The organism is Sphingomonas sp. BL-S-29 (assembly GCF_055521495.1).
This window is the reverse complement of sequence record NZ_CM145482.1, coordinates 1,093,805-1,117,479: the sequence shown is the minus strand read 5'-3', so window position 1 is coordinate 1,117,479 and position 23,675 is coordinate 1,093,805. Positions and strand designations below refer to the sequence as shown.

Genomic DNA, 23,675 nt, shown 5'->3' with positions numbered 1-23,675 from the left:
CCGGCAAGCCGAACTTGCCTTTTTATATCCCATCCAAATGATAGGAATATACGCCTAAGCAGGTAAGGTGCGACATGTTGATGGCCAATGATTCGATCGACGGCGTGGTCCTGGGCCTCGCTGCGGCGCGGCGGGACTGGCGCGCCGCGCACCAGCGCCACGCCAATGCCGGCACCGCGCGCTTCCCGTCGCGCGTGGCGCTGGAGTTCATGCTCGAGCATCTCGAAGCGGCACTGTTCCCGCAGCGGCTCGGCCATTTCGAAGGCACGACCGAGGACGTCTTCGTCCGGCTCCGCCTCGATCAGGCACTCGGCCTGCTCGAGGCGGAGATCGGGCGCGAGCTGCGTTACTGGGAAGCAGAAACCGGCGACCGGTTCGATTGCGACCATGGCGACACCATCGTCCGCCTGTTCGCCGCCGCCCTGCCCGAGATCCGCCGGCTGATCGACAGCGATGTCGCCGCTGCCTTTCAGGGCGACCCCGCCGCACGCAGCGTCGACGAGATATTGATCTGCTACCCCTGCGCGGTGGCGGTGATGTACCACCGGCTGGCGCACCAGCTGTTCGAACTGGGCGCGCCGCTCGTCGCGCGCGTCATCTCCGAGATCGCCAATACCCGCACCGGCATCGACATCCATCCGGGCGCGACGATCGGGCCGAGCTTCTTCATCGACCATGGCACCGGCGTGGTGATCGGCGAGACCGCGATCATCGGCGCGCGCGTGCGGCTGTACCAGCATGTCACGCTCGGCGCGCGGCGCCTGCCGCCCGAGGACGGGCACAGCGTGCGCGAGCGCTTCGCCCGCCACCCGATCGTCGAGGACGATGTAGTGGTCTATGCCGGGGCGACGATCCTCGGCCGGGTCAGGATCGGGCGCGGTGCGACGATCGGCGGCAATGTATGGGTGACCGGGGATGTCGCCCCCGGCGCGCTGGTGATGCAGCCGCCGGCCTTGTCCTTCGCCGAGGGAGAAGGGCCGGCGCTGTTTCCGGAGACTTAAGCGCCCCCTCTCCCGTTCGCCCTGAGCTCGTCGAAGGGCTGTTCTTTCTGCCTGCGAAGAGAAGAACAGGGCTTCGACAACCCCGGATCGAATCCGGGGCCGAACGGCAAAGGTTGCGCAACCTTGTGCAAGGGCAGACATTGAGCATGGAGAGGAGATCGCCATGGCGACCGCTTTGAACATCCGGACCGACCTGCAGGAACGCGCCGCCTCGCGCGGGATCGTCATCATGCCCTCGACCCCGACGATCGGCGCCGAGATATCGGGCATCGGCCTGAACCAGCCGCTCGACGACAGCGTGGCCGAGATCGTCCGCGAGGCCTGGCTCACCCACAAGGTGATCTTCTTCCGCGACCAGGACGTGGATTATGAAAGCCATCTCCGCCTCGGCCGGCTGTTCGGCGAGCTGGAGGGCCATCCGGTCATCCCGCATGTCGAGGGCTATCCGGAAGTGCTGGTGATCCGCGGCGTCGAGGGCGTGCAGCTCACCGCCGACGCCTTCACCCCATTCAAGGCCTATAACAAATGGCACACCGACGTGACCTTCCGCGAGCGGCCGTCGATCGCTTCGGTGCTGCGCGCCCGGCTGTTGCCGGCGCTGGGCGGCGACACGATCTGGTCGGATACGGCGGCGGCCTATGAGGGCCTGCCCCAGCCGGTGAAGGACCGCATCGCGAACCTCGATGCCGAGCATGACATCGTCGCCAGCTTCGGCGGGCGCGTGAGCGAGGAGAAAAAGGCGCAGCTCGCCCGCGATTTCCCGGCGGTGGCGCATCCGGTGGTACGCACCCATCCCGAGACCGGCGAGAAGATCCTCTACGTCAACTACACTTTCACGACGCGGATCCTCGGCATCCCCGAGGCGGAGAGCAAGGAGCTGCTGCGCCTGCTCTACGATCGGATCAAGGTGCCCGAATATCAGGTCCGCTTCCGCTGGACCCCGAACGCGATCGGCATCTGGGACAATCGATCGACTCAGCATTATGCCGTCGGCGATTACTGGCCCGCCGACCGTGTGCTGGAGCGGGTGACGGTCTCCGGCGACGTGGTGACGCGCTAGAATGTTCGTTCCCGTCCCGGTGCTGATCGCGGCCGGCGTCGTCTTTCTGGTGCTGCTTGCATTGGCCCTGCGGTCGGCGCGCAGCCGCGATCCGTTGATGGGGGGCGGACAGGCGCCGGTCTATCGCGCGCCGGCTGCGCCTCGCCTTCCGGCCGAGGCACTTGCTACCTCCCTGCCGCCCGAGGTGGAGGAACAGGTTCGCGCGCTGCTCGCGGCGGGGCGGAAGATCGACGCGATCAAGCTGGCGCGGGATGCGACGCATCTGGGGCTGAAGGAAACCAAGGATCTGGTGGAATCGCTGGAGTGAGGCGGGTCGAGCGCGACTATGACACCGCCGTCATGCTGAACTTGTTTCAGCATCCATGCGCGGTCACCTGCCCCATCAGCGTCGCTCTTGGGTTAGCTGACCGCGCATGGACCCTGAAACGAGTTCAGGGTGACGGAGTGGGTGGGACGAAAGTAGTGGCTACCATGGCCCCCTACCGCTTCGTCACCTCCGCGATCACCGCCCTGCCCTGCTCGATCGCCGCCGCGGTGGTCAGCTTGCCTGCCTGCACCTGATCGGCATAGTCCATCAGCCGCTCGCCCGAGGCCGAGCCGGTCTCGGCGACTTCGGCGACCGAGACGCCCTTGTCCTTCGCGATCGCCGCGTCCCAGGCGGCGCGGATCGCCGCCCAATAGTCCTTCGTCGCGGCCCAGTAATCGTCGGCCACCTTCACGTCATAGGTGTCGTCCGTGGCATAGGTGTTGAGCACCGTTTCCTGGACGAAGGGCACGATCTTCCCGTCGACCGGGCCCATCTTGATATTGTCCTGCCAGTGGATCCAGCCCGCGGGCGAGGGCGAGTGGCGGTTGATGCCGAGATAGCGGTCGTAGCGCGGATGCCGCACCGCATCGCGGCGGGCGAGCGGACGCCAGGTCCAGCTGCTGCGCCAGCGCCGCACGCCGCCATCGTCAGTCCATTCGCCCCAGCCGCCGTAGCGCGGGGAATCGTCGGTCTGCCACACGGTCTGCGACCAGCGGCTCTTGCGCATCCGCTCCGGAATCGCTTCGACATTCCACCGGCCATTGCCGGCATAAGCGAGGAACGAGGCCGGCTCGAAGCTCCAGTCCTGGCGCCAGTGCTTGATCACCATGGTCTTGCCGCCCTCGCCGGTGACGACCAGCATGTGCTGCAACACGATATGGCGGCCACTGTCCTCGATGACGCGGACGCTTTCATGCCCGCCCGAAATCTTCGCCGGGATCTGGGTGTAGTCCGCGCGCCAGGGCGTGGTTTCCTTCATGTCGAAGGTCACCTTGTAATTGCCCGCCATGGCGAGGATCGCGGCGCGATCCGCCTCGAACGCCGCCCTTTCCTCGGCGGCGCTGCGCGGCGCGACAGGACCGTCGGCGAGTACGGGCGCCGCGAGCGGAAGAGTGAGCAGGCCTGCGACGAGCGCCAGACGGAACGGGAATGTCTTCATGAGCATGGTTCCTCGTGATGATCGGACAAGAGGGGGAGAGAAACAGTCCCGGGGGGCAAATCCGGTGGGTGCGACTGCTTCCCTCCCCAGCCCCTCCCGGAGAGGTAGGGAGGGGAAACGGTCAGAACTTCGCGGTCAGCGACACGCTCGCGTTACGGCCGGGCTGGGTATAGGCGTCCGTGACGGTCGAGCTGGCGGCGAGCCCGCGCACATCGCTCCACCAGGCATATTTGCGGTCGAAGACGTTGAAGATGCCCGCCCGCAGGGTGAGCACATCGGCGACCCGGACATAGGCGGTCGCATCGACGATGGTGAAGCTGTCGGGGCGATAGGCAGTGGACGCAGCCTCGGACTTGGGCTTGCGCGCCGAATAGGTCGCGACGATCTGGCCGCCGAAGCGACGGTTGGGCGCGTCATACCCGATACCGCCGACCAGCTTGACCGGATCGACCGTCACCAGGGGCGATTTCACGCCATTGGCGCCCGTGCTGGTGCCCTTGGTATAGCTGGCCGCGAACCGCGCGGTGACGCCCGCGACCGGGGTCACGTCGATCTTGCCTTCCACGCCGCTGATGCGGGCACGGGCGAGGTTGATGAACTGGAAGATGATCGGATCGGCGGGAGTGCCCGCATGATTGCCGACCATCTCCTGGCTGATGAAGTTGCGGTACTTGCCGGTGAAGCCAGTCACGCCGGCGCTCACCACGGGCGTGACGATGCGCGCGCCGCCCTCGAAGCTTTCGCTGGTCTCGGGCCGGAGATCGGGATTGGGGATCGAGCGATAGGCGAATTGCGGTGAGGTCGGGTTATCGAAGAACTGGTTTACCTGAGTCGGCGACGGCGCCTTGAAGCCGCGCGCATAATTGGCGAACAGCCGGATCGGGCCGAAGGTCGCCAGCGCGGCGAGCTTGGGCGAGACCCGCGACCCGCTCTGCTTGCCGGGGGGCGCCGAGGCCGTCGGGACGAGCGCGTCGGGCTTGGGCGTCAGCGCATAATGATCGAAGCGCAGCGCCGGGAACAAGGTGAAGGCCCCATCGGCAAGGCCGATCTCATCCGAGATATAGCCGCCGACCAGGGTATAATCAGTGATCGGGAAGGCGCGGGTCGGGAAGACGTCGGGTGCGGTCGGCACGGTGCCGCCGCGGATGCCCTCCTGCCGAGTGACGCTGACATCGCCGCCATAGACCAGCTTGTGCGTCAGCGCGCCGGTCGCGAAGTCGCTGCGCAGCTCGACGCTCGCGCCATAGACGCGATTCGCGAAGGTGTTGAGGCGCGTGCGGTCCGCCGCGGTGTTGCGATCCTCGGCGGTGAACTGGCGGTTCTCGCCGTCCTGGTACCAGCCCGTCACATGCGCCGAGGCGATCGCGCCGGTGCCGGTATAGAGCCAGTCGAGCGCCACGCGGTCGCGCTTGGTGCGGTCGCTTGCGGTGAGGCCGATCACGCCGGTCGCCGGGACCGGCACTGCGGCGGAGATGCCGCTCAACACGGTCGTGCGCACATGGCCATCGAGATGATCATAGGTCAGGCGGACGCGGTTATGGTCATCGGGCGACCAGACCAGCTTGGCCAGCACCGAATTCGAGCTGGTGTCCTGCGGGTTGGGCGCGGTGCGGTTCGCGTTGGGCGATTCGTTGGTGCCCATGTTGTCGAGCTCATGCCCGTCGCGGCCGGTATAGGCGACCATCGCCGACCAGTTGCCGATCGCCCCGGCGACGATACCGGTTTCGGAGAACTGGTCGTCAGCCGAATCGAAACCGGCGCGGGCGATGCCGCCAAAGCTCTTGCCGCCGGTGAGGAAATCCTGCGGATCGCTGGTCACGAAGCTGACCGCCCCGGCCAGGCCGTCGCTGCCATAAAGCGCCGAGGCCGGGCCGCGCAGAATCTCGACTGACTTGACCACGCCGAGATCGACATAGTCGCCGCGTCCGGCGCTCTGCGCGCCGAATTCGAACCCGTCGGGCACGCGCACGCCATCGACCTGGATCAGCACGCGATTGCCCTCGAGCCCGCGGATATTGAAGCCGGCATTGCCGTCGCGTCCGGTGACGCCCTGCGCCGCGCCGAAACGGGTCGGCGCGCGGCGGACGCTGACGCCGGGTTCGAAGCGGACCAGATCCTTGATGTCGCTCGCGAGCTGGTCGGCGATCGTCTCGGCGGTGATCACGGTGACGGTGGCGGGCACGTCGGAGATCAGCAGCGGTGTGCGCGTCGCGGTGACGGTGACGAGGTCCTTGTCCTCGTCGGCGGGGCGAGCCTCGTCGGCGGCGTGCGCCGCGCCGGCGGCCAGCGCCCAGGCGATCGCGAGCGCGGCGGCGCCGGTGCGGATGGGCGCGCGCGGCGTGGTGATGTGGTCGATCATGATACCCCCGAAGTGACACGTAATGCTAATGCGAGTGATTCGCGTTTGCATCTGCTAGGAGTGATGGGGGCGGGTGTCAATTCGCCGGCGAAGAAGCTCGCATTCCTCCCCGGCACGGGGAGGAACTAGGACGGAAATTGGGGTACTGGACGTTTACGGAAAGCGCGCTATATACCGATCGGTATGGAACAGGATCTTGCCCCGGCACCCACCAAGGGACGGCCCCGGGAATTCTGCGTGGAAAGCGCGCTCGCCTCCGCGCTCCGGGTTTTCTGGAGCCGCGGCTATGAAGGCGCATCCATGTCCGAGCTGACCGCCGAGATGGGCATTACCAAGCCGAGTCTCTACGCCGCGTTCGGCAACAAGGAAGCGTTGTTCCACAAGGCGCTCGACCTCTATGAGCGCGAAAAGCTCGCTTATATGCGCTACGCACTCGACGCGCCGACCGCGCGCGGCGTGGCGGAGAAGCTGCTGCGCGGTGCGCTCGAAATCCAGATGAGCAATTGCGACCCCAAGGGCTGCCTCGGCGTGATCAGCATGAGCGCGTGCGGCCTCGAGGCCGAATCGATCAAGGCCGAGGTGGTCAAGCGTCGCGCCTCCTCCGAAGCCGCGATGATCGCGCGCTTCGAGCGTGCCAGGAAAGAGGGCGACTTGCCGGAGACGATCGAGCCGGTCGCGCTGGTGCGCTATCTCACCGCGCTACTGCAGGGACTGTCGGTCCAGGCGGGTTCGGGCGCGACCTGCCAGGAGCTGAGCCAGCTGGTCGAAACCAGCCTGTCGGTCTGGCCCACTCGATGATTGAAATTAATTGTACCCACCGGTATAAAAGGCGCTTGACGCGCCGCAGCATGGCGTTATATACCGATCGGTATTGAATGCGGGTCCTTCACCGGCTCGCCATGGCGGAGGGAAACGCCCATGACCAAGTCGGACTGCTGAACCACCTGCGAGCGGCCTGAGGCCAATCGCGCATCATCATTTTCGAGGATCGAGGAGCGGATGGCATGAGGCTGTCCGTTGCCGGCCCTTCACGCCCCGAGCGCATCCGCCCGCGAGACATGATGTCGTCGCGCCCGGCGCCTCGTGGCCAATCACTTCAAGGGGAATAGCCATGGCCTATCTCGACATCGACAACATGTTCGCCGCCCCCGTCCGCAGCCGCGCGATGGAGGTCTCGATCGCGCCGGACGGCGAGACCGGCAGCTTCTCGGCGCTCGAATGGAGCGTGATCGCGGTCTCGCGCCGCGACACCTTGTCCAGCCTGGAGGAGCCCGGCCGGGTCTCCCGCGCGCTGGGCGGCCTGTTCGGCATCGGCACCCGCTCGCGGCTGGCCGACACCAGGCTCGAGGCGCTGCGCCGGCTCGCCGTCCATGCCTGGCGCCGCGGCTATGCCATCGCCCAGGCCGAGATCGACCGGTTCCTCGACGCCGGCTTCACCCTTTCCCAGGCCGAGACCCTGGTGGCCAGCGTCACCGGCGACCGGGTCGGCCTCGTCCAGATCTACGCCAATCCAAGGATCGCCGCATGAACATGATCACCCCCATCGAGAGCACGACCGCGCGACCGCTGGTCGACGGTTTCAACCGCATGTCGCGAACGCGGCGTGCGGCGATCGTCCTCATCCCCCTGGCGATCGTCGCCGCGGCCGGCACCAAGCTGGCCGGTGAGTCCCCGGCCGTTGCCGCCGCTCCTCCCCCGGCGGCGGTAACGGTCGCGGCACCTCTGGTGCGCGAGGTCAACGAGTGGGACGACTATGTCGGCCGCTTCGCGCCGAGCCGCACGGTCGAGATCCGTCCCCGCGTGGCGGGCGAAGTGACCGGCATCCATTTCCGCGACGGCGAGATCGTGCAGAAGGGCCAGCTGCTCTTCACCATCGATCCCCGCCCGTTCGCCGCGGCTCTGGCCGAGGCACGCGCCAATGCGGCGAGCGCACGCAGCGCGCTGGCGCTGGCCCAGGCCGATCTCGGCCGCGCGACCCGGCTGATCGCCGATGAGGCGGTGTCGGCGGGCGAAGTGGATTCGCTGCGTGCCAAGGTGCAGGCAGCGCAGGCCGCACTTGCCGCCGCCGATGCGCGCGTCCGGGTCCGGGCGCTCGACATCGAGTTCACCCAGGTCCGCGCGCCGATCGCCGGCCGCATCTCCGACCGCAAGGTCGATGCCGGCAACCAGGTCGCGGGCGGCGAGGGCACCAACGGCACGGTGCTGACCACGATTAACGCGCTCGACCCGATCTACTTCACCTTCGACGGGTCGGAGGCGCTGTACCTGAAGACGCAGCGCGCCCGTCAGCCCGGCGCCGAGCCGGCGGCGGTCGAGATCCAGCTGCAGGACGAGACCGAGCATCGCTGGAAGGGCCGCCTCGACTTCACCGACAATGGCCTGGACCAGCGCAGCGGCACGATCCGCGGTCGCGCGGTGCTGTCCAACCCGGGCTATTTCCTGACGCCCGGCATGTTCGGCAACATGCGGCTGGCGAGCGGCGGCAAGGCCCCGGCCCTGCTGGTGCCCGACACGGCCATCCAGACCGACCAGGCGCGCAAGATCGTGCTGACGGTCGACGCGCAGAACCAGGTTTCGGCCAAGCCGGTCGAACTGGGTCCGGTGGTCGACGGCCTGCGGGTCATCCGCTCGGGCATCGGGCCGAAGGACCGGGTGATCATCGCCGGCAACCAGATGGCGATGCCCGGCGCCAAGGTCGCCCCCACGGCAGGCCGCATCGCCGCCGCGACGACGGCGTCGGCCGCGCCGGCGGTGTCGCTGCCCGTCGCGGGCGAGGCGACCATCGCGAACTGAGACCAACCACCCCGTTCGCCCTGAGCTTGTCGAAGGGCTGCTCTTCTTCTCGACGGTGAGAAGGAAGAACAGTGCTTCGACAAGCTCAGCACGAACGGTGGTGAAGATATTTCCTCTCTGAAGGACGAAATCCATGCGCTTTTCGCGCTTCTTCATCACGCGGCCGATCTTTGCCGCGGTGATCGCGGTCGTCATCACGCTTGTCGGTGCGATCGCCTATATGACCCTGCCGGTGTCGCAATATCCCGACATCGTGCCGCCGACCGTGACGGTCAGCGCTGCCTATCCCGGCGCCTCGGCCGAGACGGTCGCGGAGACCGTTGCCGCGCCGATCGAGCAGGAGATCAACGGCGTCGACAACATGCTGTACCAGTCCTCGCAATCGACTGGTGACGGCAAGGTCGTCATCACCGTCACCTTCAAGCAGGGCACCGATCTCGATGCCGCGCAGGTGCTGGTGCAGAACCGCGTCGCCATCGCGGTGCCGCGCCTGCCCGAGGAAGTGCAGCGGCTCGGCGTGGTGACGCGCAAGACCTCGCCCGACTTCCTGATGGTCGTGAACCTGATCTCGCCCGACAACTCGCTCGATCGCGGCTATATCTCCAACTATGCGCTCACCCAGGTGCGCGACCGCCTCAGCCGCATCGACGGCGTGGGCGACGTGCAGCTGTTCGGGTCGCGCGACTATTCGATGCGCGTCTGGATCGATCCCGGCCGCGCCGCCGCGCTCGACCTGACCGCCGGCGAGATCGTCGCGGCGCTGCGCGCGCAGAACGTGCAGGTCGCCGCCGGCACCCTGGGCCAGCCGCCTTATGCCAGCGGCAACGCCTTCCAGCTCAACGTCGAGACTCAGGGCCGCCTGACCGACCCCAAGCAGTTCGCCGATGTGGTGATCCGCACTGACCCCGATGGCCGCCAGGTCAAGGTGTCGGACGTCGCCCGGGTCGAGCTCGGCGCGCAGGATTACGGCTCCAACACCTATCTCTCGGGCAAGCCGACGGTCATCGTCGCGGTGTTCCAGCGCCCCGGCTCCAACGCGCTCGCCGCGGCGGAAGGGGTCTCCGCCGAGATGAAGTCCATGTCCGCCCGCTTCCCCAAGGGGCTCGAATACAAGGTCATCTACAACCCTACCGAGTTCATCGCGCAGTCGATCGACGCGGTGAAGGACACGCTGCTCGAGGCGATCGTGCTCGTCGTGCTCGTCATCCTGGTGTTCCTGCAGAAGTGGCGCGCGGCGATCATCCCGGTGGTCGCGATCCCGGTCTCGCTGATCGGTACCTTCGCGGTGCTGGCGGCGTTCGGATATTCGCTCAACAACCTGTCGCTGTTCGGGCTGGTGCTGGCGATCGGCGTGGTCGTCGACGACGCGATCGTCGTCGTCGAGAATGTCGAGCGCAACCTCGAGCGCGGGCTCTCCCCGCTCGAGGCGGCGCGTACCTCGATGGACGAAGTGTCGGGCGCGCTCGTCGCGATCGTGCTCGTGCTCTGCGCGGTGTTCGTGCCGACGGTGTTCCTGACCGGCCTGTCGGGCGCCTTCTACCGCCAGTTCGCGGTGACCATCTCGACCGCGACGATCATCTCGCTCGTCCTGTCGCTGACCCTGTCGCCCGCGCTCGCCGCCCTGCTGCTCCGCCACAAGGAGACGACCGGGACCGAGAACCGCTTCCAGCGGATCGTCAACCGTGCCGGCGACGCGTTCAACCGCGGCTTCGAGCGGATGAGCGTCGGCTATGCCGCGCTGACGCGCCGGCTGGTCAGCGCGCCGAAGAAGATGATGTTCGCTTATGCGGGCCTCATCGCGCTGACCGGCGGGGTGTTCTGGATCACGCCGACCGGCTTCGTGCCGGCGCAGGACCAGGGTTACTTCCTGACCGTGATCCAGCTGCCGCCAGGCTCCTCGATCGAGCGGACCGACGCGGTGATGCGCAAGGTCGCGGCCAAGATCCTGCCGCTCAAGGGCATCAAGGGCTCGGTCATGCTGGCCGGCTTCGACGGCCCATCCCAGACGCTCGCGCCCAATTCGGCGGCGGCCTATTTCCCGCTGCAGAGCTTCGAGGAACGCAGGAAGCTCGGCGTCACCTTCCAGGGCATCATGGCCGAGGCACGCAAGGCGACCGCCGACGTGAACGAGGCGCGGCTGCTGATCGTGCCGCCGCCGCTGATCCAGGGCATCGGCTCGGCCGGCGGATACCGGATGATGGTGCAGGATACCGAGGGACGCGGTTACGCCGATCTGGGCAAGAATTCCTATGACCTGATCGGCAAGGCCAACCAGACCAGCGGCCTCGCCCAGATCTACACCTTCTTCGACACCGCGACGCCGCGCATCTTCACCGATGTCGACCGGACCAAGGCGAACATGCTCGGCGTGCCGCCCGAGCGGGTGTTCGAGGCGCTGCAGGTCTATCTCGGCTCGGCGTTCGTCAACGACTTCAACTTGCTCGGGCGCACCTACCGCGTCACCGCCCAGGCCGATGCGCCGTTCCGCAACACCACCGCCGACATCGCCAACCTGAAGACCCGCTCCAATTCGGGCCAGATGGTGCCGATCGGGTCGGTCGCGACCTTCCAGGACAAGACCGGGCCGTACCGCGTCGTCCGCTACAACCTCTTCCCCGCGGTCGAGGTGGACGGCGACACGGCACCCGGATTCTCCTCGGGCCAGTCGCTGGTGACGATGGAGAAGCTCGCCGACAAGACCCTGCCCGCCGGCTATTCCCATGAGTGGACGGGCATCGCCTATCAGCAAAAGGCAGCGGGCAGCACGGCCGGCCTCGTCTTCCTGATGGCGGTAGTGTTCGTCTTCCTGGTGCTGGCGGCGCAATATGAGAGCGTCACCTTGCCGCTGGCGATCGTGCTGATCGTGCCGATGTGTCTGCTCGCGGCGATGACCGGCGTGAACCTGCGGGGCATGGACAATAACGTCCTGACCCAGATCGGCCTGGTCGTGCTGATCGCGCTGGCCGCGAAGAACGCGATCCTCGTGGTCGAGTTCGCCAAGCAGGCCGAGGAGCAGGAAGGCCTGTCGCCGATCGAGGCGGCGGTGCGGGCGGCGCAGACCCGTCTCCGCCCGATCCTGATGACCAGCTTCGCCTTCATCCTCGGCTCGGTGCCGCTGGTGATCGCGACCGGCGCGGGCGCCGAGCTGCGCCAGGCGCTGGGCACCGCGGTGTTCTTCGGGATGATCGGCGTCACTGGCTTCGGCCTGCTCTTCACGCCGACCTTCTATGTCGTCTGCCGGGCGCTCGCGATGCGGTTCACCCGCCGTCGCGAGCACCAGCTGCCGGCGACTCTTCAGCCCGCCGAATAAGGAGCGGCCGTCATGAAACAGCTATTGCTTGCCTCGATCTCCGCGCTGGCGCTGTCCGCCTGCGCCGCCGGCCCCGACTTCGTCGCGCCGGTCGCCCCGCCCAAGGCGGCGGGGCAGTTCATCGGCAGCGCCAGCCCCAGCGTCTCGACCGCCCCGGCGGACGACCATTGGTGGCAGCTCTACCGCGACCCGGCGCTCGACCAGTTCGTCGCCGAGGCGCTCGCCGCCAACACCGATATCCGCGTGGCGGTGGCGCGGCTCGACAAGGCACGCGCGTCGCTGCGCGGCGTCCGGTCGGACCGGCTGCCCCAGACCTCGATCGGCGCGACCGGCGGCTATGGCCGCACCCCCGACAGCCAGCGCCTGCCGGGCTCGGCCGCCGAGGGCGAATCCTATGATGTCGGGCTGAGCGTCTCCTATGAGGTCGACCTGGCCGGTCGCGTCCGCCGCAACATCGAGGCGGCGCGCGGCGACGTCCGCGCCGCCGATGCCGATGCCGATGCGGTGCGCGTCGCGGTGGTCGCCGCGACCACCCGCGCCTATGTCGATGCCGCCTCCTCGGCCGAGCGGCTCGGCGTGGCGAAGCGCATCGTCGAGCTGCTCGACAAGTCCGCGACCCTGACCGGCAAGCGCGTCGAGGCGGGCCGCGCGGCGAAGCTCGACCAGGTGCGCATCACCACCCTGCGCGACCAGCGTGCCGCGCTCGTCCCCGCGATCGAGGCGGAGCGCCAGGCGGCCTTGTTCCGGCTGGCGACCCTGACCGGGCGGACGCCGCAGGAACTGCCCGAGATCGCCGCGGCGCGGACCGACACGCCGCATCTCGACCAGCCGATCCCGGTCGGCGACGGCCAGGCGCTGCTGGCGCGGCGGCCGGACGTGCGCGCGGCCGAGCAGCGGCTGGCGGCGGCGACGGCGCGCATCGGCGTGGCGACGGCAGAGCTCTATCCGCGCATCACGCTGGGCGGATCGGTCGGGTCGAGCAGCGCGAGCATCGGCGATCTGTTCGGCGGCGGCGCGCTGCGCTTCCTGCTCGGGCCGCTGATCAGCTGGTCCTTCCCCAACCAGGAAGCCGCGCGGGCGCGCATCGCCGAGAGCGAAGCAGGCAGCCGCGAGGCGCTTGCCCAGTTCGACGGGACGGTGCTCCAGGCGCTGGAAGAGACCGAGACCGCGCTGGCCACCTATCAGGGCGAACTGAAGCGCCGCGCCGCCCTGCAGGCCGCGCGCGACGGGGCGGAAGCGGCCGCCCGTATCACCCGCGCCCGCCAGCGCGAGGGACAGATCGACTTCCTCGAAGTACTGGATGCCGAGCGCACCTTCGCCGATGCGGACGCCGACCTGGCGGCATCGGACGCGCGGATCGCCGGCGCGCAGATCGACCTGTTCCGCTCGCTCGGCGGCGGGTGGCAAAGGCCGGTGATCGCGGCGCGGTAGGGGGAGGGAACCCCCCACCATCCGTTCGCCCTGAGCTTGTCGAAGGGCTGTTCTTCCCCTTAGGCTCGCCCAATGAGCTTCTGGGCCTATATGCTGCACTGCCGGGCCGGCCGATTGTACGTCGGCCACACCGACAATCTTGAAGCCAGAATCGGTCAGCATCAAAGCGGACTGATCCCTGGTTACACGCGAGACTATGGTCCGGTGACGCTTGTGTGGTCGCAGGAATTTCCGAGGCGGATCGAGGCACTTGAGGCCGAACGGCGGATCAAAGGGTGGAGCCGTGCCAAGAAGCTGGCGCTGATCCGTGGCGATTGGGATCTCATTTCACGACTGGCGAAAGGGAAGAACAGTCCTTCGACAAGCTCAGGACGAACGGAGGAGTGGGATCCGCCCCAACTCTAACGTTGCGCCGCTTGCGTCCCCCTCGCCCAGCCCCTAGCGCGCAGGGGCTTCACCCCCTTCGAGCGAGCCCGATGCGCCCGATTCTCTCCTTCCTCGCCCTCGCCTTCCTCGCGCTGGCGGCACCCGCCACGGCGCAGCAGCACAGCAGGCCCGCACCCGGCCTGGTGCGCGTGCGGATCGTCACCGCGCTCGGCCCGATCGTGATCGCGCTCGACGCCAGGCGCGCGCCGAAGACCACCGCGAACTTCCTCGCTTATGTCGACGACAAGAGGCTCGACAATACCAGCTTCTATCGCTCGGCGCGGAGCAAGGCTGACCCGACCTATGGCTTCGTCCAGGGCGGGATCGGCACCGATGCGCGGCGCATGCTGCCGTCGCCGGTGCCGCTGGAGCCGACCAGCCGGACCGGTATCCGCCATGTCGATACGGTGATCTCGATGGCGCATGGCCGCGACGAGAATGGCGCGACCGGCAATTTCGCGATCATGCTCGGCGCGCATCCGAGCATGGACGCGAAGCCGGGCTATACCGGCTATGCCGCGTTCGGCCATGTCGTCGAGGGCATGGACGTGGTGCGCAAGATCCTCGCCCAGCCGATCGGCGGCGGATCTGGCCCGATGAAGGGCCAGATGATCCTGAAGCCGATCCCGCTGATCCGGGCCGAACGGATCGACGGCACAGCCAAGCCCACCGGCGTGGTGCAGCCCTGGCTGATCGGGGTGAAATAGGCGCCGGCGCTTCCCTGTTCCGTGCTCATAACAGGGTGAATTTCCCGCGGACCAGGGCGGCTCGGTCGGGGAACGGGGACGGATCGAAGCGTAAGCAATCGGCCATCATGAGAAACAGCGGGGCGGGTTTCACGCGCCTGATCGGTACACTGTCCTAGACCAGCGAATAGTTGAATCGACGATAGAGCGCCTCGCACCTTATTGTGCTCCCGCGAAGGCGGGAGCCCAGGCTGGGTCCCCGCCTTCGCGGGGACACAAGGTTCTTTGCTCGAATGACGACTGACGTCTGTCTTGGGCTGACTGCGCTTCTAAAGGTTCCGTGCAGCCTTTTCGGCGTCGGCAACCTCCGGCTCCCAGCCGAACACGCTGCGGCCGCCATAGTCGTGCGAATTGCGGCATTCTTCCGCCACGAATTCGGGCAGGGTCGGGCCGGTCGCGTGGCGTTCCATCGCGCGGGCCTGGGCGTCGAGGCGCTGGATCGCGGCGAGCTTCTCGTCATTGCCGAGCTTTGCCTTGCCGACCGCCTGCTTCATCACCGCGATGGTCCGGTCGAAGACCTTGATCGGCACCGGATAGGGATGGCGATCCTTGCCGCCATGCGCGAGCGAGAAGCGGGCGGGATCGGCGAAGCGGCAGGGCGCGCCGTGGATCACCTCCGCCACCATCGCCAGCGAGCGCACCGTGCGCGCGCCGACGCCGGGGACGAGCAGCAATTCCGGGAAATCGGCCGGGCCATTCTCGGCCGCGGCGGCGAGCGTGCCGTGGAGGCGGCGGATCATCACGTCGGATGGGCGGACGTCGTGATGGCCGGGCAGGACCAGGTGCGGGAGCATCGGCTGGTCGGTCGGCGCGGGCGGCTTGACCGGTTCGAGCGCGGCGGCCTCGCGGGCGATGCGGTCGGGGCCGAGATCGCGGAGCAGGTCGAGTTGCGCATCGCGAGACGCGGCGGCGCGGCGATCGGTGAGGTTGACGATCTCGCCGCCGCCCCTGCCCTCGATCGCGGCGTGCGGCGCGTCGACGAAACTGCCCAGCCCCTCGGACGACCAATGGTAGCGCCGGGCCTGGCGCAGATCGCCGTTCATGCCCTGCTGCACCACGACCCATTGCCCGTCATCGGCGATAATGAAGCCGTGGAGATAGAGATCGAACCCGTCCTGCACCGCCGCACTGTCGACCTTGGCGACGAGCCGGCTGGTGCGCGCAAGGCCGGCGCCATCGAGCCCGACCCGGTCGCCGATCGCGACCAGCTCGCCGGGCGTGCGGCGCGACTGTTTGCCGCGCCCGCCGCAGACATGGAGGCCGAGCTCGCCCGACAGCGGCGCAAGGCCGCGCTTCAGCGCGCCGATCACGCTCGTCGTGATGCCCGAGGAATGCCAGTCCATGCCCATCACCGCGCCGAAGCTCTGGAACCAGAAGGGGTGCGCAAGCCGGCGCAGCAGCTCGTCCCGCCCGTAATGATGCACGATCGCCTGCGCCATGACCGCCCCGAGGCTCGCCATGCGCGTACTCAGCCATGGCGGCACATGGCCGCCATGGAGGGGAAGATCGGCACTGCCGGCGCGATTGGCCATCATCACCTCTGGAACGAACTGGGAACATGCTAGCAGGTGATCGCGGCGCTGGCCACAACGAACGGGGGAACGGTCCCTCGCCCCCATGCATTGAGGTCGCCTCAACCGGCGAGGATGACCATGGCGAAATCGAACCCGAAAAAGACCGTCGCCGAGCAGCGCGCGATCCAGGCGCAGGTGGCTAAAGCCGACAAGAAGCCCAAGAAGAAGGGCGGCGCGATGCAGGCCGGTGCGCGAAAATATCCCGAGCCGCCGCTGCCGCAGCAGCATCAGCTGAAGCCGGGCAAGGAATCCGCGCTCGATCCGGCGCCGCTGTACGATGCGCCTTTCTACAAGGGATCGGGCAAGCTGGAGGGCCTGGCGGCGATCGTCACCGGCGGGGATTCGGGGATCGGCCGCTCGGTCGCGATCCTGTTCGCGCGCGAGGGCGCCGACGTCGCGATCCTGCATCTCGACGAGGACGAGGATGCGCAGGTCACCAAAAAGGCGGTCGAGCAGGAAGGCCGGCGCGCCATCGTCATCGCGGGCGACGTGCGCGACCAGGCATTCTGCAAGGCCGCGGTGAAAGAGGTGGCGAAGGCGTTCGGGCGGCTCGACATCCTCGTCAACAACGCCGCCTTCCAGGTCCATTCCAGCTTTGCCGACCTGACGGCCGAGCATTTCGACCAGACGCTGAAGACCAATCTCTACGGCTATTTCTTCATGGCGCAGGCAGCGGTCGCGAAGATGAAGCCGGGCGGTGCGATCGTGAACACGGGCTCGGTCACCGGCATCATGGGCAACAAGGATCTGCTCGATTATTCGATGACCAAGGGCGGCATCCATGCCTTTACCCGCAGCCTGGCGACGCACCTGATCCCGCAGGGCATCAGGGTGAACGCGGTTGCGCCGGGGCCGGTCTGGACCCCGCTCAACCCGAGTGACAAGGAAGCGCCCGACGTCGCGACCTTCGGTGCCGACACGCCGATGAAGCGCCCGGCCCAGCCCGAGGAAATCGCGCCGGCCTATGTCTTCCTCGCCTCGCCGCAATGCTCCAGCTACATCACCGGGGAGATATTGCCGATCATCGGGGGCTATGGCGGCGGGTGATCCGCAGCCCAAGTAATTCTGTTGGAACCCGCGGAAAAACGGACAGTAAAGCGGGATTTTCGCCAGCCAACGTCGACCCCGAATTTTCGGCGCGTTACTGTGGCGACGGATGGCGCCCAGGCTATCCATGCCCCGCTCAGTCGTATTTCCAGGAAGAGCGCCGGGAATTCGATCGGCATGAATATTACCGTTTTTCCTGCGCATTTTCGAGAATTGATCAGGAGTATTTACGGTATTCCTGATGTTATTTGTCACCTCGTCATCGGATAAGGGCATGGCGTGACGGCTCCGGTGCGGCGGCATGGGCCGACGACGACCGCAGCATAGGACGCGGCGGGAGCCGGTTGAATCGAACGCCGCGGCCGTTGCCATTGCGACCGCGACGTTTCCCGGTACATATCACCGTCGTGGCACTGACACCCGAAGCCCGGGCCCGATAGCGGGCGCGCGATCATCCAGCGGCGGGACGATCGCCGGTAATCCCGCCCGGGCCGAAGAATCGCGCTGATCCAGAGCAAGTCGCGCTGATCGCGCGGACCTTTCCCGTCGCCCTGCAGTTGACCCCGCGAACAGTGACGGGAGCGGACAATGGCGACGAAAAGCGGCGTGACATCGGGCAATGGCGGCGAAACCCACCAGACGGTGTCGAACGAGGCGGAGAACGGCCTGACCACCAACCAGGGCATCCGCGTCTCGGACAACCAGAACCAGCTGAAATCCGGCCCGCGCGGCCCCGTGCTGCTGGAGGATTTTGTCCTTCGCGAGAAGATCTTCCATTTCGACCATGAGCGCATCCCGGAGCGGATCGTCCATGCGCGCGGCTCGGCGGCGCACGGCTTCTTCGAATGCTATGAGAGCCTGGCCGACATCACCAAGGCCGACCTGTTCCAGCGCGCGGGCGAGCGCACGCCGCTGTTCACGCGCTTCTCCACCGTGGCGGGCGGCGCCGGATCGGTCGACACGCCGCGCGACGTGCGCGGCTTTGCGGTAAAATTCTACACCAAGGAGGGCAATTGGGATCTGGTCGGCAACAATATCCCGGTGTTCTTCATCCAGGACGCGATCAAATTTCCCGACCTGATCCATTCGGTGAAGATGGAGGCGCAGACCGGCTATCCCCAGGCGGCCAGCGCGCACGACACCTTCTGGGACTTCATCAGCCTGATGCCGGAATCGACGCACATGGTGATGTGGGCGATGTCCGACCGGACCATCCCGCGGTCGCTGCGCACGATGGAGGGGTTCGGCATCCACACCTTCCGGCTGGTCAACGCCAAGGGCAAGTCGACGTTCGTGAAGTTCCACTGGAAACCGAAACAGGGCGTGCAATCGACCTGCTGGGACGAAGCGGTGAAGATCGCCGGCGCAGACCCCGATTTCCACCGGCGCGACCTGTTCGAAGCGATCGACCGGGGCGACTTCCCCGAATGGGAGCTCGGTATCCAGGCGTTCGACCAGAAATTCGCCGACAGCCTGCCGTTCGACGTGCTCGACCCGACCAAGATCATCCCCGAGGAAATATTGCCGGTGCGCATCATCGGGCGGATGGTGCTCGATCGCTATCCGGACAATTTCTTCGCCGAGACCGAACAGGTCGCCTATTGCCCGGCGAACGTGGTGCCGGGCGTGGACTTCACCAACGATCCCCTGCTCCAGGGGCGGCTCTTTTCCTATCTCGACACGCAGCTGAAGCGGCTCGGCTCGACCAATTTCCACCAGCTGCCGATCAACGCGCCGAAATGCCCGGTGATGAATTTCCAGCGCGACGGGCACATGCAGATGGCGATCCCCAAGGGCCGCGCGAATTACGAGCCGAACAGCCTGTCCGAAGCGGGCGAGGATGGCGGCCCGCGCGAATGCCCGATGACGGGCTTCACCAGCTTCCCCGCGGCCGACGGCCCGGACGAGCAGGGCGACAAGCTGCGCATCCGGCCCGAGAGCTTTGCCGATCATTACAGCCAGGCGCGATTGTTCTTCCGCTCGCTCGCCGCGCCGGAACAGGCGCATCTGGCGTCGGCGCTGGTGTTCGAGCTGTCCAAGGTCGGGCTCGAGCATGTCCGGGTGCGGATGATGTCGAACCTGGTCAATGTCGATGCCGCGCTCGCCAAGCGCGTCGCGGACGGGCTCAACATGCCGTTGCCCAAGGCGTCCAAGGCGGCGGTGGCGCCGCAGGATCTCGATCCCTCGCCCGCGCTGCGCATCGTCGAGGGGCCGCGCGCGCCCGCCGATATCAAGGGCCGGTCGATCGCGGTGCTGATCGCCGACGGATCGGACGCCAAGGCCGTCGCGACCATGGTCGACGCGATCACCGGCGCGGGCGCCCGCGCCGTGATCGTCGCGCCCAAGGTCGGCGGGGCCAAACTGTCCGACGGCAAGCTGCTCAAGGCCGATGCGCAGCTCGCCGGCTATCCCTCGGTGCTGGCCGATGCCGTGGCGATCATCCTGTCGGAGGAAGGCTGCGCGGCGTTGCTGAAGGAAGCGGCGGCGGTGCAGTTCGCGATGGATGCGTTCGGCCATCTCAAGGCGATCGGCCATTCGCCCGAAGCCCAGCCGCTGCTCGACAAGGCCGGGGTCGTGCCGGACGAGGGCGTGGTGCCGGCGGACAAGGGCTTCACCGCGGCGGCGGCGAAGCGTTTCTGGGACCGCGAGCCGGGCGTGCGCACGCTCGCCTGATGGACGACGGAACCACAAGGCCTTCCAAGTCGTTTCGCGGGTTCAACGAAAAGGATAATATGATGTTGGGAACTATTGCTGCAATCCTGGTGGTGCTCTGGCTGCTCGGCTTCTTTGCCTTTCATGTCGCAGGCGGGCTGATCCACTTGCTGCTCGTCATCGCGGTGGTGATGATCATTCTTCACTTCGTGACCGGCCGCCGCACGGTATAGGGGCGATCGACGGGATGTCGTGCGCCTGAGCGCGTCGGAAAAAGGATTCGCGCGGAGGCGCGGAGGCGCGGAGATCGTCCTCGGCGCGCAGGATTCCTGTCATCGCCGGCTTTGGACTGGCTGGTCGTTACGGACCGCCAGTCCCCCGGTCGCTTCCTCTCCGCGCCTCCGCGCCTCCGCGTGACATCATCCCCGCCACTGGCGGGGCCAGACCGAGAATCGCTCTCTGCCCCGGCAAACGCGGGCAATGGCGCGATTGGCCTCAGCGATTGGGCACCGCGATCGGCAAGTCGACCTTCACCGCATGAGTCTTGATCGGCATGAGCAGGATGAGACCGGCGCAGACCGCACCGAGCAGACCCATTGCGCGCTCGCCCCGGCGGAAATCGCGGACGGCCTGGCAGATGCAATAGACCGCCACCACCGGCAGCCCGAGAAACCAGAACCACATCAACCTTCCCCCTGCCCCGTCCCGGCGCTCAGCGCGGCGGGATCGCCAGCTCGAACGGCGTGACCGGCAGACCGCTCGTGTCGGTGAGGGTACAGGTCGGGCTGTCGCCCCAGCAATAGCGGATACGCGTCGCATCCATGGCATCAGCCTTCACCACCACGGTCGTGCCGTCGATGCGGGCGTCGGCGTAGCGGCACGATCCGGCCGCCGGGCCGCATAGTTCGAACGCGTTGGGCTGGCCGCTCCAGGCCGCCAGCGTGCCGGTGATCTGGCCGAACGGGATGATCACGCCATCGGCCGAGCGGCGCACGGCGCCGGGCACCGCGCCGGCCGGCGGGGTTGCGTCACCATAAACGGTGTGGCGCGCGGCGATGGCGAGGCGGCGGCCGATATCCTGCTTGTTCGAGGGGTGGAGATTGGTCGCGTCGCCGATATCGACCGTGACGATCGACGCGGCCCTGGCATCGGCATTCGCGGCACGGCGCTGCGCCTCGCGGACTTCGGACCAGACCGATTCCACCGGCGCGGTCGGGCGCGGGCCGTAATTGGGGATTTGCACGATGAGGAACGGCAAGTCCGCGCCGAAGCGGCCGCGCCAGTCGCCCATCATCGCCGCCAGCGTCGCCTGATACCGGCTGCTGAAATAGATGTCGGATTCGCCCTGATACCAGATCGCGGCCTTGAACCCGTAGCCGCCGATCGGGGCGATCATGCCGTTATAGAGCTGGGTGACGCCGTGCGTCGGGCCCCAGGGAAGCTGCGGCGCGATGAGGCCGTTCGGCACTTCCGCATAGCGCCATGGACTGGACAGCGGCACGGCGGTGCCGTCCTTCAGGCGGATCGCGCGCGTCTCGGCCTGGCCGCTCATCCCGCAATTGCGCCAGCTGCAGAAGATGTTGGTGACGATGATGTTGGCGCCCGCATGAAGCACGCCCGCAGGGATCTCGTGCAGCGCCTGTTTCGACCAGCTGGTGCCGCCGACGCCCTTGCCGTTGATCCAGCTCTGGTCCTCCTCATTGACCGAGCCGAGATCGAGCGTCGCGGCTTGCGCTGCCTGCGCCGCGGTGAGATCGACGCTGGTGCGCAACCACATCTGACCGACGAAACCGTCGGGCGAATTGCCGGTCCACAGCGCCCAGGGGCCGAGCGCGGCAGGGGCGGTTTTCCAGTCGGTGACGGGATAGGCGGGCTCCCAGGGATTGCCCCTGGCGGCTGCGGCACCGTTCGCTTTCCACCAACTTTCCCAGCTTGCGTCCCAGCGGCGCTGCGCGGCCTGGGGGTCGGTGCGGTAGAGCGCGAGCATGTCGAGATCGGCGTTGTACTGGCCGAGCTTGCGCAGATTCGGCTCGCTTACCCAGTCGCGCACCCGGCTGCCGCCCCAGGCGGAGACGACGAGGCCGACCGGGGCGTTGGTGGTCTTTTTGATCTCGCGGGCGAAATAATAGCAGCTCGCCGAGAAATTGCCGACCGTGTCGGGGGAACCGACGGTCCAGGACACCGGCGTGGCGAAGGTGGAAAGCGGGGTCAGGCTGTCCTTCGTCGCGATGCCGAGCTGGCGGATCTGGCCATCGGTCGCGGCGCGCATCTCGAAGGCCGCATTGCCCGCGGCGCGGACCGCGAGCTGCATGTTGGACTGGCCGGTGCAGAGGAAGACGTCGCCGAGCAGCACGTCCTGGACAGCCTGGGTTGCGCCGCCGCTGCGCGCCTCCAGAATGTAGGGGCCGCCGGAGGGGAGCGCCGGGAGCGTGGTGCGCCATTGGCCGGTCTTGTCGGCCTTGGCGGTGGCGGTTGCGGTGCCGAGTTTGACGGTGACGGTCGTGTTCGGCGCGGCCTGGCCATAGACCGGGATCGGCCTGTCGCGCTGCAGGACGGCGTGATCCTGGAACATGACGTGGAGCAGCGGGGTTTCGGCGGCGATGGCGGGGGTGGCGAGGCCGAGGCCGACCAGGATCAATGCACGGAATGGGCCCTTCATCGTCGCTTTCCCCCGTCCGCCCTCGCGCGGATCGTATAGGATATAGGAGCAGCGTTTGAGGGGGTTGTCCAGTGACTCCTCGTTCCTCCCCGAGCTTGCTCGGGGAGGGGGACCGCGCGCTTCTTCAGCGCGGGGTGGAGGGGCTTGGAGCGCGGGACAGCCGTTCCGCGCTCCAAGCCCCTCCACCATTCGCCGGAAGAGGCGAACGGTCCCCCTCCCCGTTCCGGGGAGGAACTAGGTGCAGATCTTTTCCAGCTCCGGGCCGTAATTGTGGCGTTCCGGCACCGGCAGGCCTTTCGCCTGGAGCTGGGATTCGGGGCGCCCCGGAGCATCCGGTTCGCGCGGGTCCATATAGCCCTTGTACCAGGGGTCGCGCTGGGCCTCTTCCAGGGTTACGAACTTGAAGCCGCGGCTTTTGTAGAGGTCGAGCAATTGCGGCAGCATTTCCGCGTCGAGACCGCCGACATGCATCAGCAGGACATAGGGGATATCGCGGCCGAGCAGCGATTTGAAGACGCCGCGACCATAGGTGATGCTCTCGTCGGCTGCGTCGAGATAGGTCTTCTTCAGCCAGGCGATCGCGTGCTCGTCCTTCTTCGCGACGCAGCGGGCATAGGGCGCGTTCCACATATAGTCGCCGAAGCTCATCGTGACGCCGGCGATGCGGTAGCCGCGATCGGCGAGCAGCTTGCGCACCGTCGCCTTCTTCTCCGGCGTGTCGCCTTCCGAGAGGTTGGGATAGCGGAACCAGTGCCAGTTCTCGCCCTTCATCCGATCGGCGACGACGCCTTCGCCCCTGATCACGTCCTGCTCGAACTCGCCCGCGGTGTGGGTCGCGAGGTTCATGTGCGACCAGGCATGGTTGCCGAGCGGCAGGCCCGCGGCGCGCCAGTGATCGAGCATCGCGGTCGATGCCGGTTCCTCCTCGGTGCGCACGCCGTTGACGAAGCCATAGACCGGCGGGAGCTTCGCCGCCTTCCACGCGGCGATGATCTTGTCGCCGATCTCGACCCGGGTCGTGCCCTCGGGCAGCGCGCTGTGCGAGGGAAGATCGTCCCAGGTGAAGGCGATCTCCTGTGCCTGTGCGGTTCCGCTTGCCGCGATCAGGGTCGCGGCGATCATCATGCTGCGCAGCATCGTCATTCTCCGGA

General features: G+C 67.3%; 19 protein-coding genes. 13 read left to right on the top strand and 6 right to left on the bottom strand.

All coding sequences use genetic code 11. The features are described from left to right. The first annotated feature begins 74 nt into the window (after positions 1-74). From epsC to ACZ1I2_RS05370, 3 genes are all read left to right on the top strand, one after another. The gene (gene epsC, locus ACZ1I2_RS05380; protein WP_465174877.1) at positions 75-1,001 is read left to right on the top strand and encodes a serine O-acetyltransferase EpsC; all 927 of its coding nucleotides are present in this window, start codon (positions 75-77) and stop codon (positions 999-1,001) included. A 163-nt stretch (positions 1,002-1,164) separates the two neighbouring features. After that, positions 1,165-2,061, top strand: a complete 897-nt coding sequence (locus ACZ1I2_RS05375) for a TauD/TfdA dioxygenase family protein (RefSeq protein ID WP_465170709.1) — start codon at positions 1,165-1,167, stop codon at positions 2,059-2,061. Position 2,062: 1 nt separating this feature from the next. Next, the gene (locus ACZ1I2_RS05370; RefSeq protein WP_465170710.1) at positions 2,063-2,368 is read left to right on the top strand and encodes a ribosomal protein L7/L12; all 306 of its coding nucleotides are present in this window, start codon (positions 2,063-2,065) and stop codon (positions 2,366-2,368) included. A 172-nt stretch (positions 2,369-2,540) separates the two neighbouring features. On the opposite strand, the gene ACZ1I2_RS05365 is transcribed toward ACZ1I2_RS05370, so the two are convergent. Continuing rightward, positions 2,541-3,527, bottom strand: a complete 987-nt coding sequence (locus ACZ1I2_RS05365) for a DUF6607 family protein (RefSeq protein ID WP_465174878.1) — start codon at positions 3,525-3,527, stop codon at positions 2,541-2,543. A 121-nt stretch (positions 3,528-3,648) separates the two neighbouring features. After that, on the bottom strand, positions 3,649-5,886 hold the full coding sequence (locus ACZ1I2_RS05360) for a TonB-dependent hemoglobin/transferrin/lactoferrin family receptor (protein ID WP_465174879.1): 2,238 nt from the start codon (positions 5,884-5,886) through the stop codon (positions 3,649-3,651). Between the two features lie 183 nt (positions 5,887-6,069). Between ACZ1I2_RS05360 and ACZ1I2_RS05355 the strand changes: the two genes are divergently transcribed. From ACZ1I2_RS05355 to ACZ1I2_RS05325, 7 genes are all read left to right on the top strand, one after another. Then, complete coding sequence (locus ACZ1I2_RS05355; protein WP_465174880.1) at positions 6,070-6,684, top strand: TetR/AcrR family transcriptional regulator; 615 nt, start codon at positions 6,070-6,072, stop codon at positions 6,682-6,684. Positions 6,685-6,997: 313 nt separating this feature from the next. Then, entirely contained in the window at positions 6,998-7,414 is a 417-nt protein-coding gene (locus ACZ1I2_RS05350) for a hypothetical protein (protein ID WP_465170714.1), read from the top strand. Then, positions 7,411-8,679 carry an efflux RND transporter periplasmic adaptor subunit gene (locus tag ACZ1I2_RS05345; protein WP_465170715.1) on the top strand — a complete coding sequence of 423 codons (1,269 nt, stop codon included), beginning with the start codon at positions 7,411-7,413 and terminating at the stop codon, positions 8,677-8,679. The genes ACZ1I2_RS05350 and ACZ1I2_RS05345 overlap by 4 nt, the downstream gene beginning before the upstream one ends. A 133-nt stretch (positions 8,680-8,812) precedes the next feature. Further along, on the top strand, positions 8,813-11,989 hold the full coding sequence (locus ACZ1I2_RS05340; RefSeq protein ID WP_465174881.1) for an efflux RND transporter permease subunit: 3,177 nt from the start codon (positions 8,813-8,815) through the stop codon (positions 11,987-11,989). A 12-nt stretch (positions 11,990-12,001) separates the two neighbouring features. Next, positions 12,002-13,420: an efflux transporter outer membrane subunit gene (locus ACZ1I2_RS05335; protein ID WP_465174882.1), complete on the top strand. Its 1,419-nt coding sequence runs from the start codon at positions 12,002-12,004 to the stop codon at positions 13,418-13,420. Positions 13,421-13,492: 72 nt separating this feature from the next. Further along, positions 13,493-13,825 (top strand): GIY-YIG nuclease family protein, encoded by a 333-nt coding sequence (locus tag ACZ1I2_RS05330; protein ID WP_465174883.1) that lies wholly within the window; start codon positions 13,493-13,495, stop codon positions 13,823-13,825. Between the two features lie 71 nt (positions 13,826-13,896). Next, the gene (locus ACZ1I2_RS05325; protein WP_465174884.1) at positions 13,897-14,553 is read left to right on the top strand and encodes a peptidylprolyl isomerase; all 657 of its coding nucleotides are present in this window, start codon (positions 13,897-13,899) and stop codon (positions 14,551-14,553) included. A gap of 308 nt (positions 14,554-14,861) precedes the next feature. On the opposite strand, the gene ACZ1I2_RS05320 is transcribed toward ACZ1I2_RS05325, so the two are convergent. Next, positions 14,862-16,127, bottom strand: a complete 1,266-nt coding sequence (locus ACZ1I2_RS05320; RefSeq protein ID WP_465181591.1) for a DUF763 domain-containing protein — start codon at positions 16,125-16,127, stop codon at positions 14,862-14,864. Between the two features lie 117 nt (positions 16,128-16,244). On the opposite strand from ACZ1I2_RS05320, the gene ACZ1I2_RS05315 reads away from it, so the two are divergent. From ACZ1I2_RS05315 to ACZ1I2_RS05305, 3 genes are all read left to right on the top strand, one after another. Beyond that, a complete protein-coding gene (locus ACZ1I2_RS05315; RefSeq protein ID WP_465181590.1) occupies positions 16,245-17,213 on the top strand; it encodes an SDR family oxidoreductase in 969 nt (322 codons plus the stop codon). A gap of 588 nt (positions 17,214-17,801) precedes the next feature. After that, on the top strand, positions 17,802-19,886 hold the full coding sequence (locus ACZ1I2_RS05310) for a catalase (RefSeq protein ID WP_465174886.1): 2,085 nt from the start codon (positions 17,802-17,804) through the stop codon (positions 19,884-19,886). 62 nt (positions 19,887-19,948) lie between these two features. Continuing rightward, a complete protein-coding gene (locus ACZ1I2_RS05305) occupies positions 19,949-20,098 on the top strand; it encodes a lmo0937 family membrane protein (RefSeq protein WP_465170726.1) in 150 nt (49 codons plus the stop codon). 262 nt (positions 20,099-20,360) lie between these two features. Here ACZ1I2_RS05305 and ACZ1I2_RS05300 read toward each other — a convergent pair whose 3' ends face one another. The 3 genes from ACZ1I2_RS05300 to ACZ1I2_RS05290 all read right to left on the bottom strand — a co-directional run bounded on the left by ACZ1I2_RS05300 (position 20,361) and on the right by ACZ1I2_RS05290 (position 23,661). After that, positions 20,361-20,549, bottom strand: coding sequence for a hypothetical protein (locus tag ACZ1I2_RS05300; RefSeq protein WP_465174887.1), 189 nt, complete (start codon positions 20,547-20,549; stop codon positions 20,361-20,363). A 28-nt stretch (positions 20,550-20,577) separates the two neighbouring features. Then, positions 20,578-22,524: a sialate O-acetylesterase gene (locus ACZ1I2_RS05295; protein ID WP_465174888.1), complete on the bottom strand. Its 1,947-nt coding sequence runs from the start codon at positions 22,522-22,524 to the stop codon at positions 20,578-20,580. Positions 22,525-22,758: 234 nt separating this feature from the next. Continuing rightward, positions 22,759-23,661 carry a polysaccharide deacetylase family protein gene (locus ACZ1I2_RS05290; protein WP_465174889.1) on the bottom strand — a complete coding sequence of 301 codons (903 nt, stop codon included), beginning with the start codon at positions 23,659-23,661 and terminating at the stop codon, positions 22,759-22,761. Positions 23,662-23,675: the final 14 nt, after the last annotated feature.

Coding starts and splice junctions, on each gene's coding strand:
- ACZ1I2_RS05335 (WP_465174882.1), top strand. CDS start 12,002: ATGAAACAGCTATTGCTTGCCTCGATCTCCGCGCTGGCGCTGTCCGCC.
- ACZ1I2_RS05375 (WP_465170709.1), top strand. CDS start 1,165: ATGGCGACCGCTTTGAACATCCGGACCGACCTGCAGGAACGCGCCGCC.
- epsC (WP_465174877.1), top strand. CDS start 75: ATGTTGATGGCCAATGATTCGATCGACGGCGTGGTCCTGGGCCTCGCT.
- ACZ1I2_RS05370 (WP_465170710.1), top strand. CDS start 2,063: ATGTTCGTTCCCGTCCCGGTGCTGATCGCGGCCGGCGTCGTCTTTCTG.
- ACZ1I2_RS05305 (WP_465170726.1), top strand. CDS start 19,949: ATGTTGGGAACTATTGCTGCAATCCTGGTGGTGCTCTGGCTGCTCGGC.
- ACZ1I2_RS05325 (WP_465174884.1), top strand. CDS start 13,897: ATGCGCCCGATTCTCTCCTTCCTCGCCCTCGCCTTCCTCGCGCTGGCG.
- ACZ1I2_RS05340 (WP_465174881.1), top strand. CDS start 8,813: ATGCGCTTTTCGCGCTTCTTCATCACGCGGCCGATCTTTGCCGCGGTG.
- ACZ1I2_RS05315 (WP_465181590.1), top strand. CDS start 16,245: ATGGCGAAATCGAACCCGAAAAAGACCGTCGCCGAGCAGCGCGCGATC.
- ACZ1I2_RS05290 (WP_465174889.1), bottom strand. CDS start 23,661: ATGCTGCGCAGCATGATGATCGCCGCGACCCTGATCGCGGCAAGCGGA.
- ACZ1I2_RS05345 (WP_465170715.1), top strand. CDS start 7,411: ATGAACATGATCACCCCCATCGAGAGCACGACCGCGCGACCGCTGGTC.
- ACZ1I2_RS05360 (WP_465174879.1), bottom strand. CDS start 5,886: ATGATCGACCACATCACCACGCCGCGCGCGCCCATCCGCACCGGCGCC.
- ACZ1I2_RS05310 (WP_465174886.1), top strand. CDS start 17,802: ATGGCGACGAAAAGCGGCGTGACATCGGGCAATGGCGGCGAAACCCAC.
- ACZ1I2_RS05320 (WP_465181591.1), bottom strand. CDS start 16,127: ATGATGGCCAATCGCGCCGGCAGTGCCGATCTTCCCCTCCATGGCGGC.
- ACZ1I2_RS05330 (WP_465174883.1), top strand. CDS start 13,493: ATGAGCTTCTGGGCCTATATGCTGCACTGCCGGGCCGGCCGATTGTAC.
- ACZ1I2_RS05300 (WP_465174887.1), bottom strand. CDS start 20,549: ATGTGGTTCTGGTTTCTCGGGCTGCCGGTGGTGGCGGTCTATTGCATC.
- ACZ1I2_RS05355 (WP_465174880.1), top strand. CDS start 6,070: ATGGAACAGGATCTTGCCCCGGCACCCACCAAGGGACGGCCCCGGGAA.
- ACZ1I2_RS05350 (WP_465170714.1), top strand. CDS start 6,998: ATGGCCTATCTCGACATCGACAACATGTTCGCCGCCCCCGTCCGCAGC.
- ACZ1I2_RS05295 (WP_465174888.1), bottom strand. CDS start 22,524: ATGAAGGGCCCATTCCGTGCATTGATCCTGGTCGGCCTCGGCCTCGCC.
- ACZ1I2_RS05365 (WP_465174878.1), bottom strand. CDS start 3,527: ATGAAGACATTCCCGTTCCGTCTGGCGCTCGTCGCAGGCCTGCTCACT.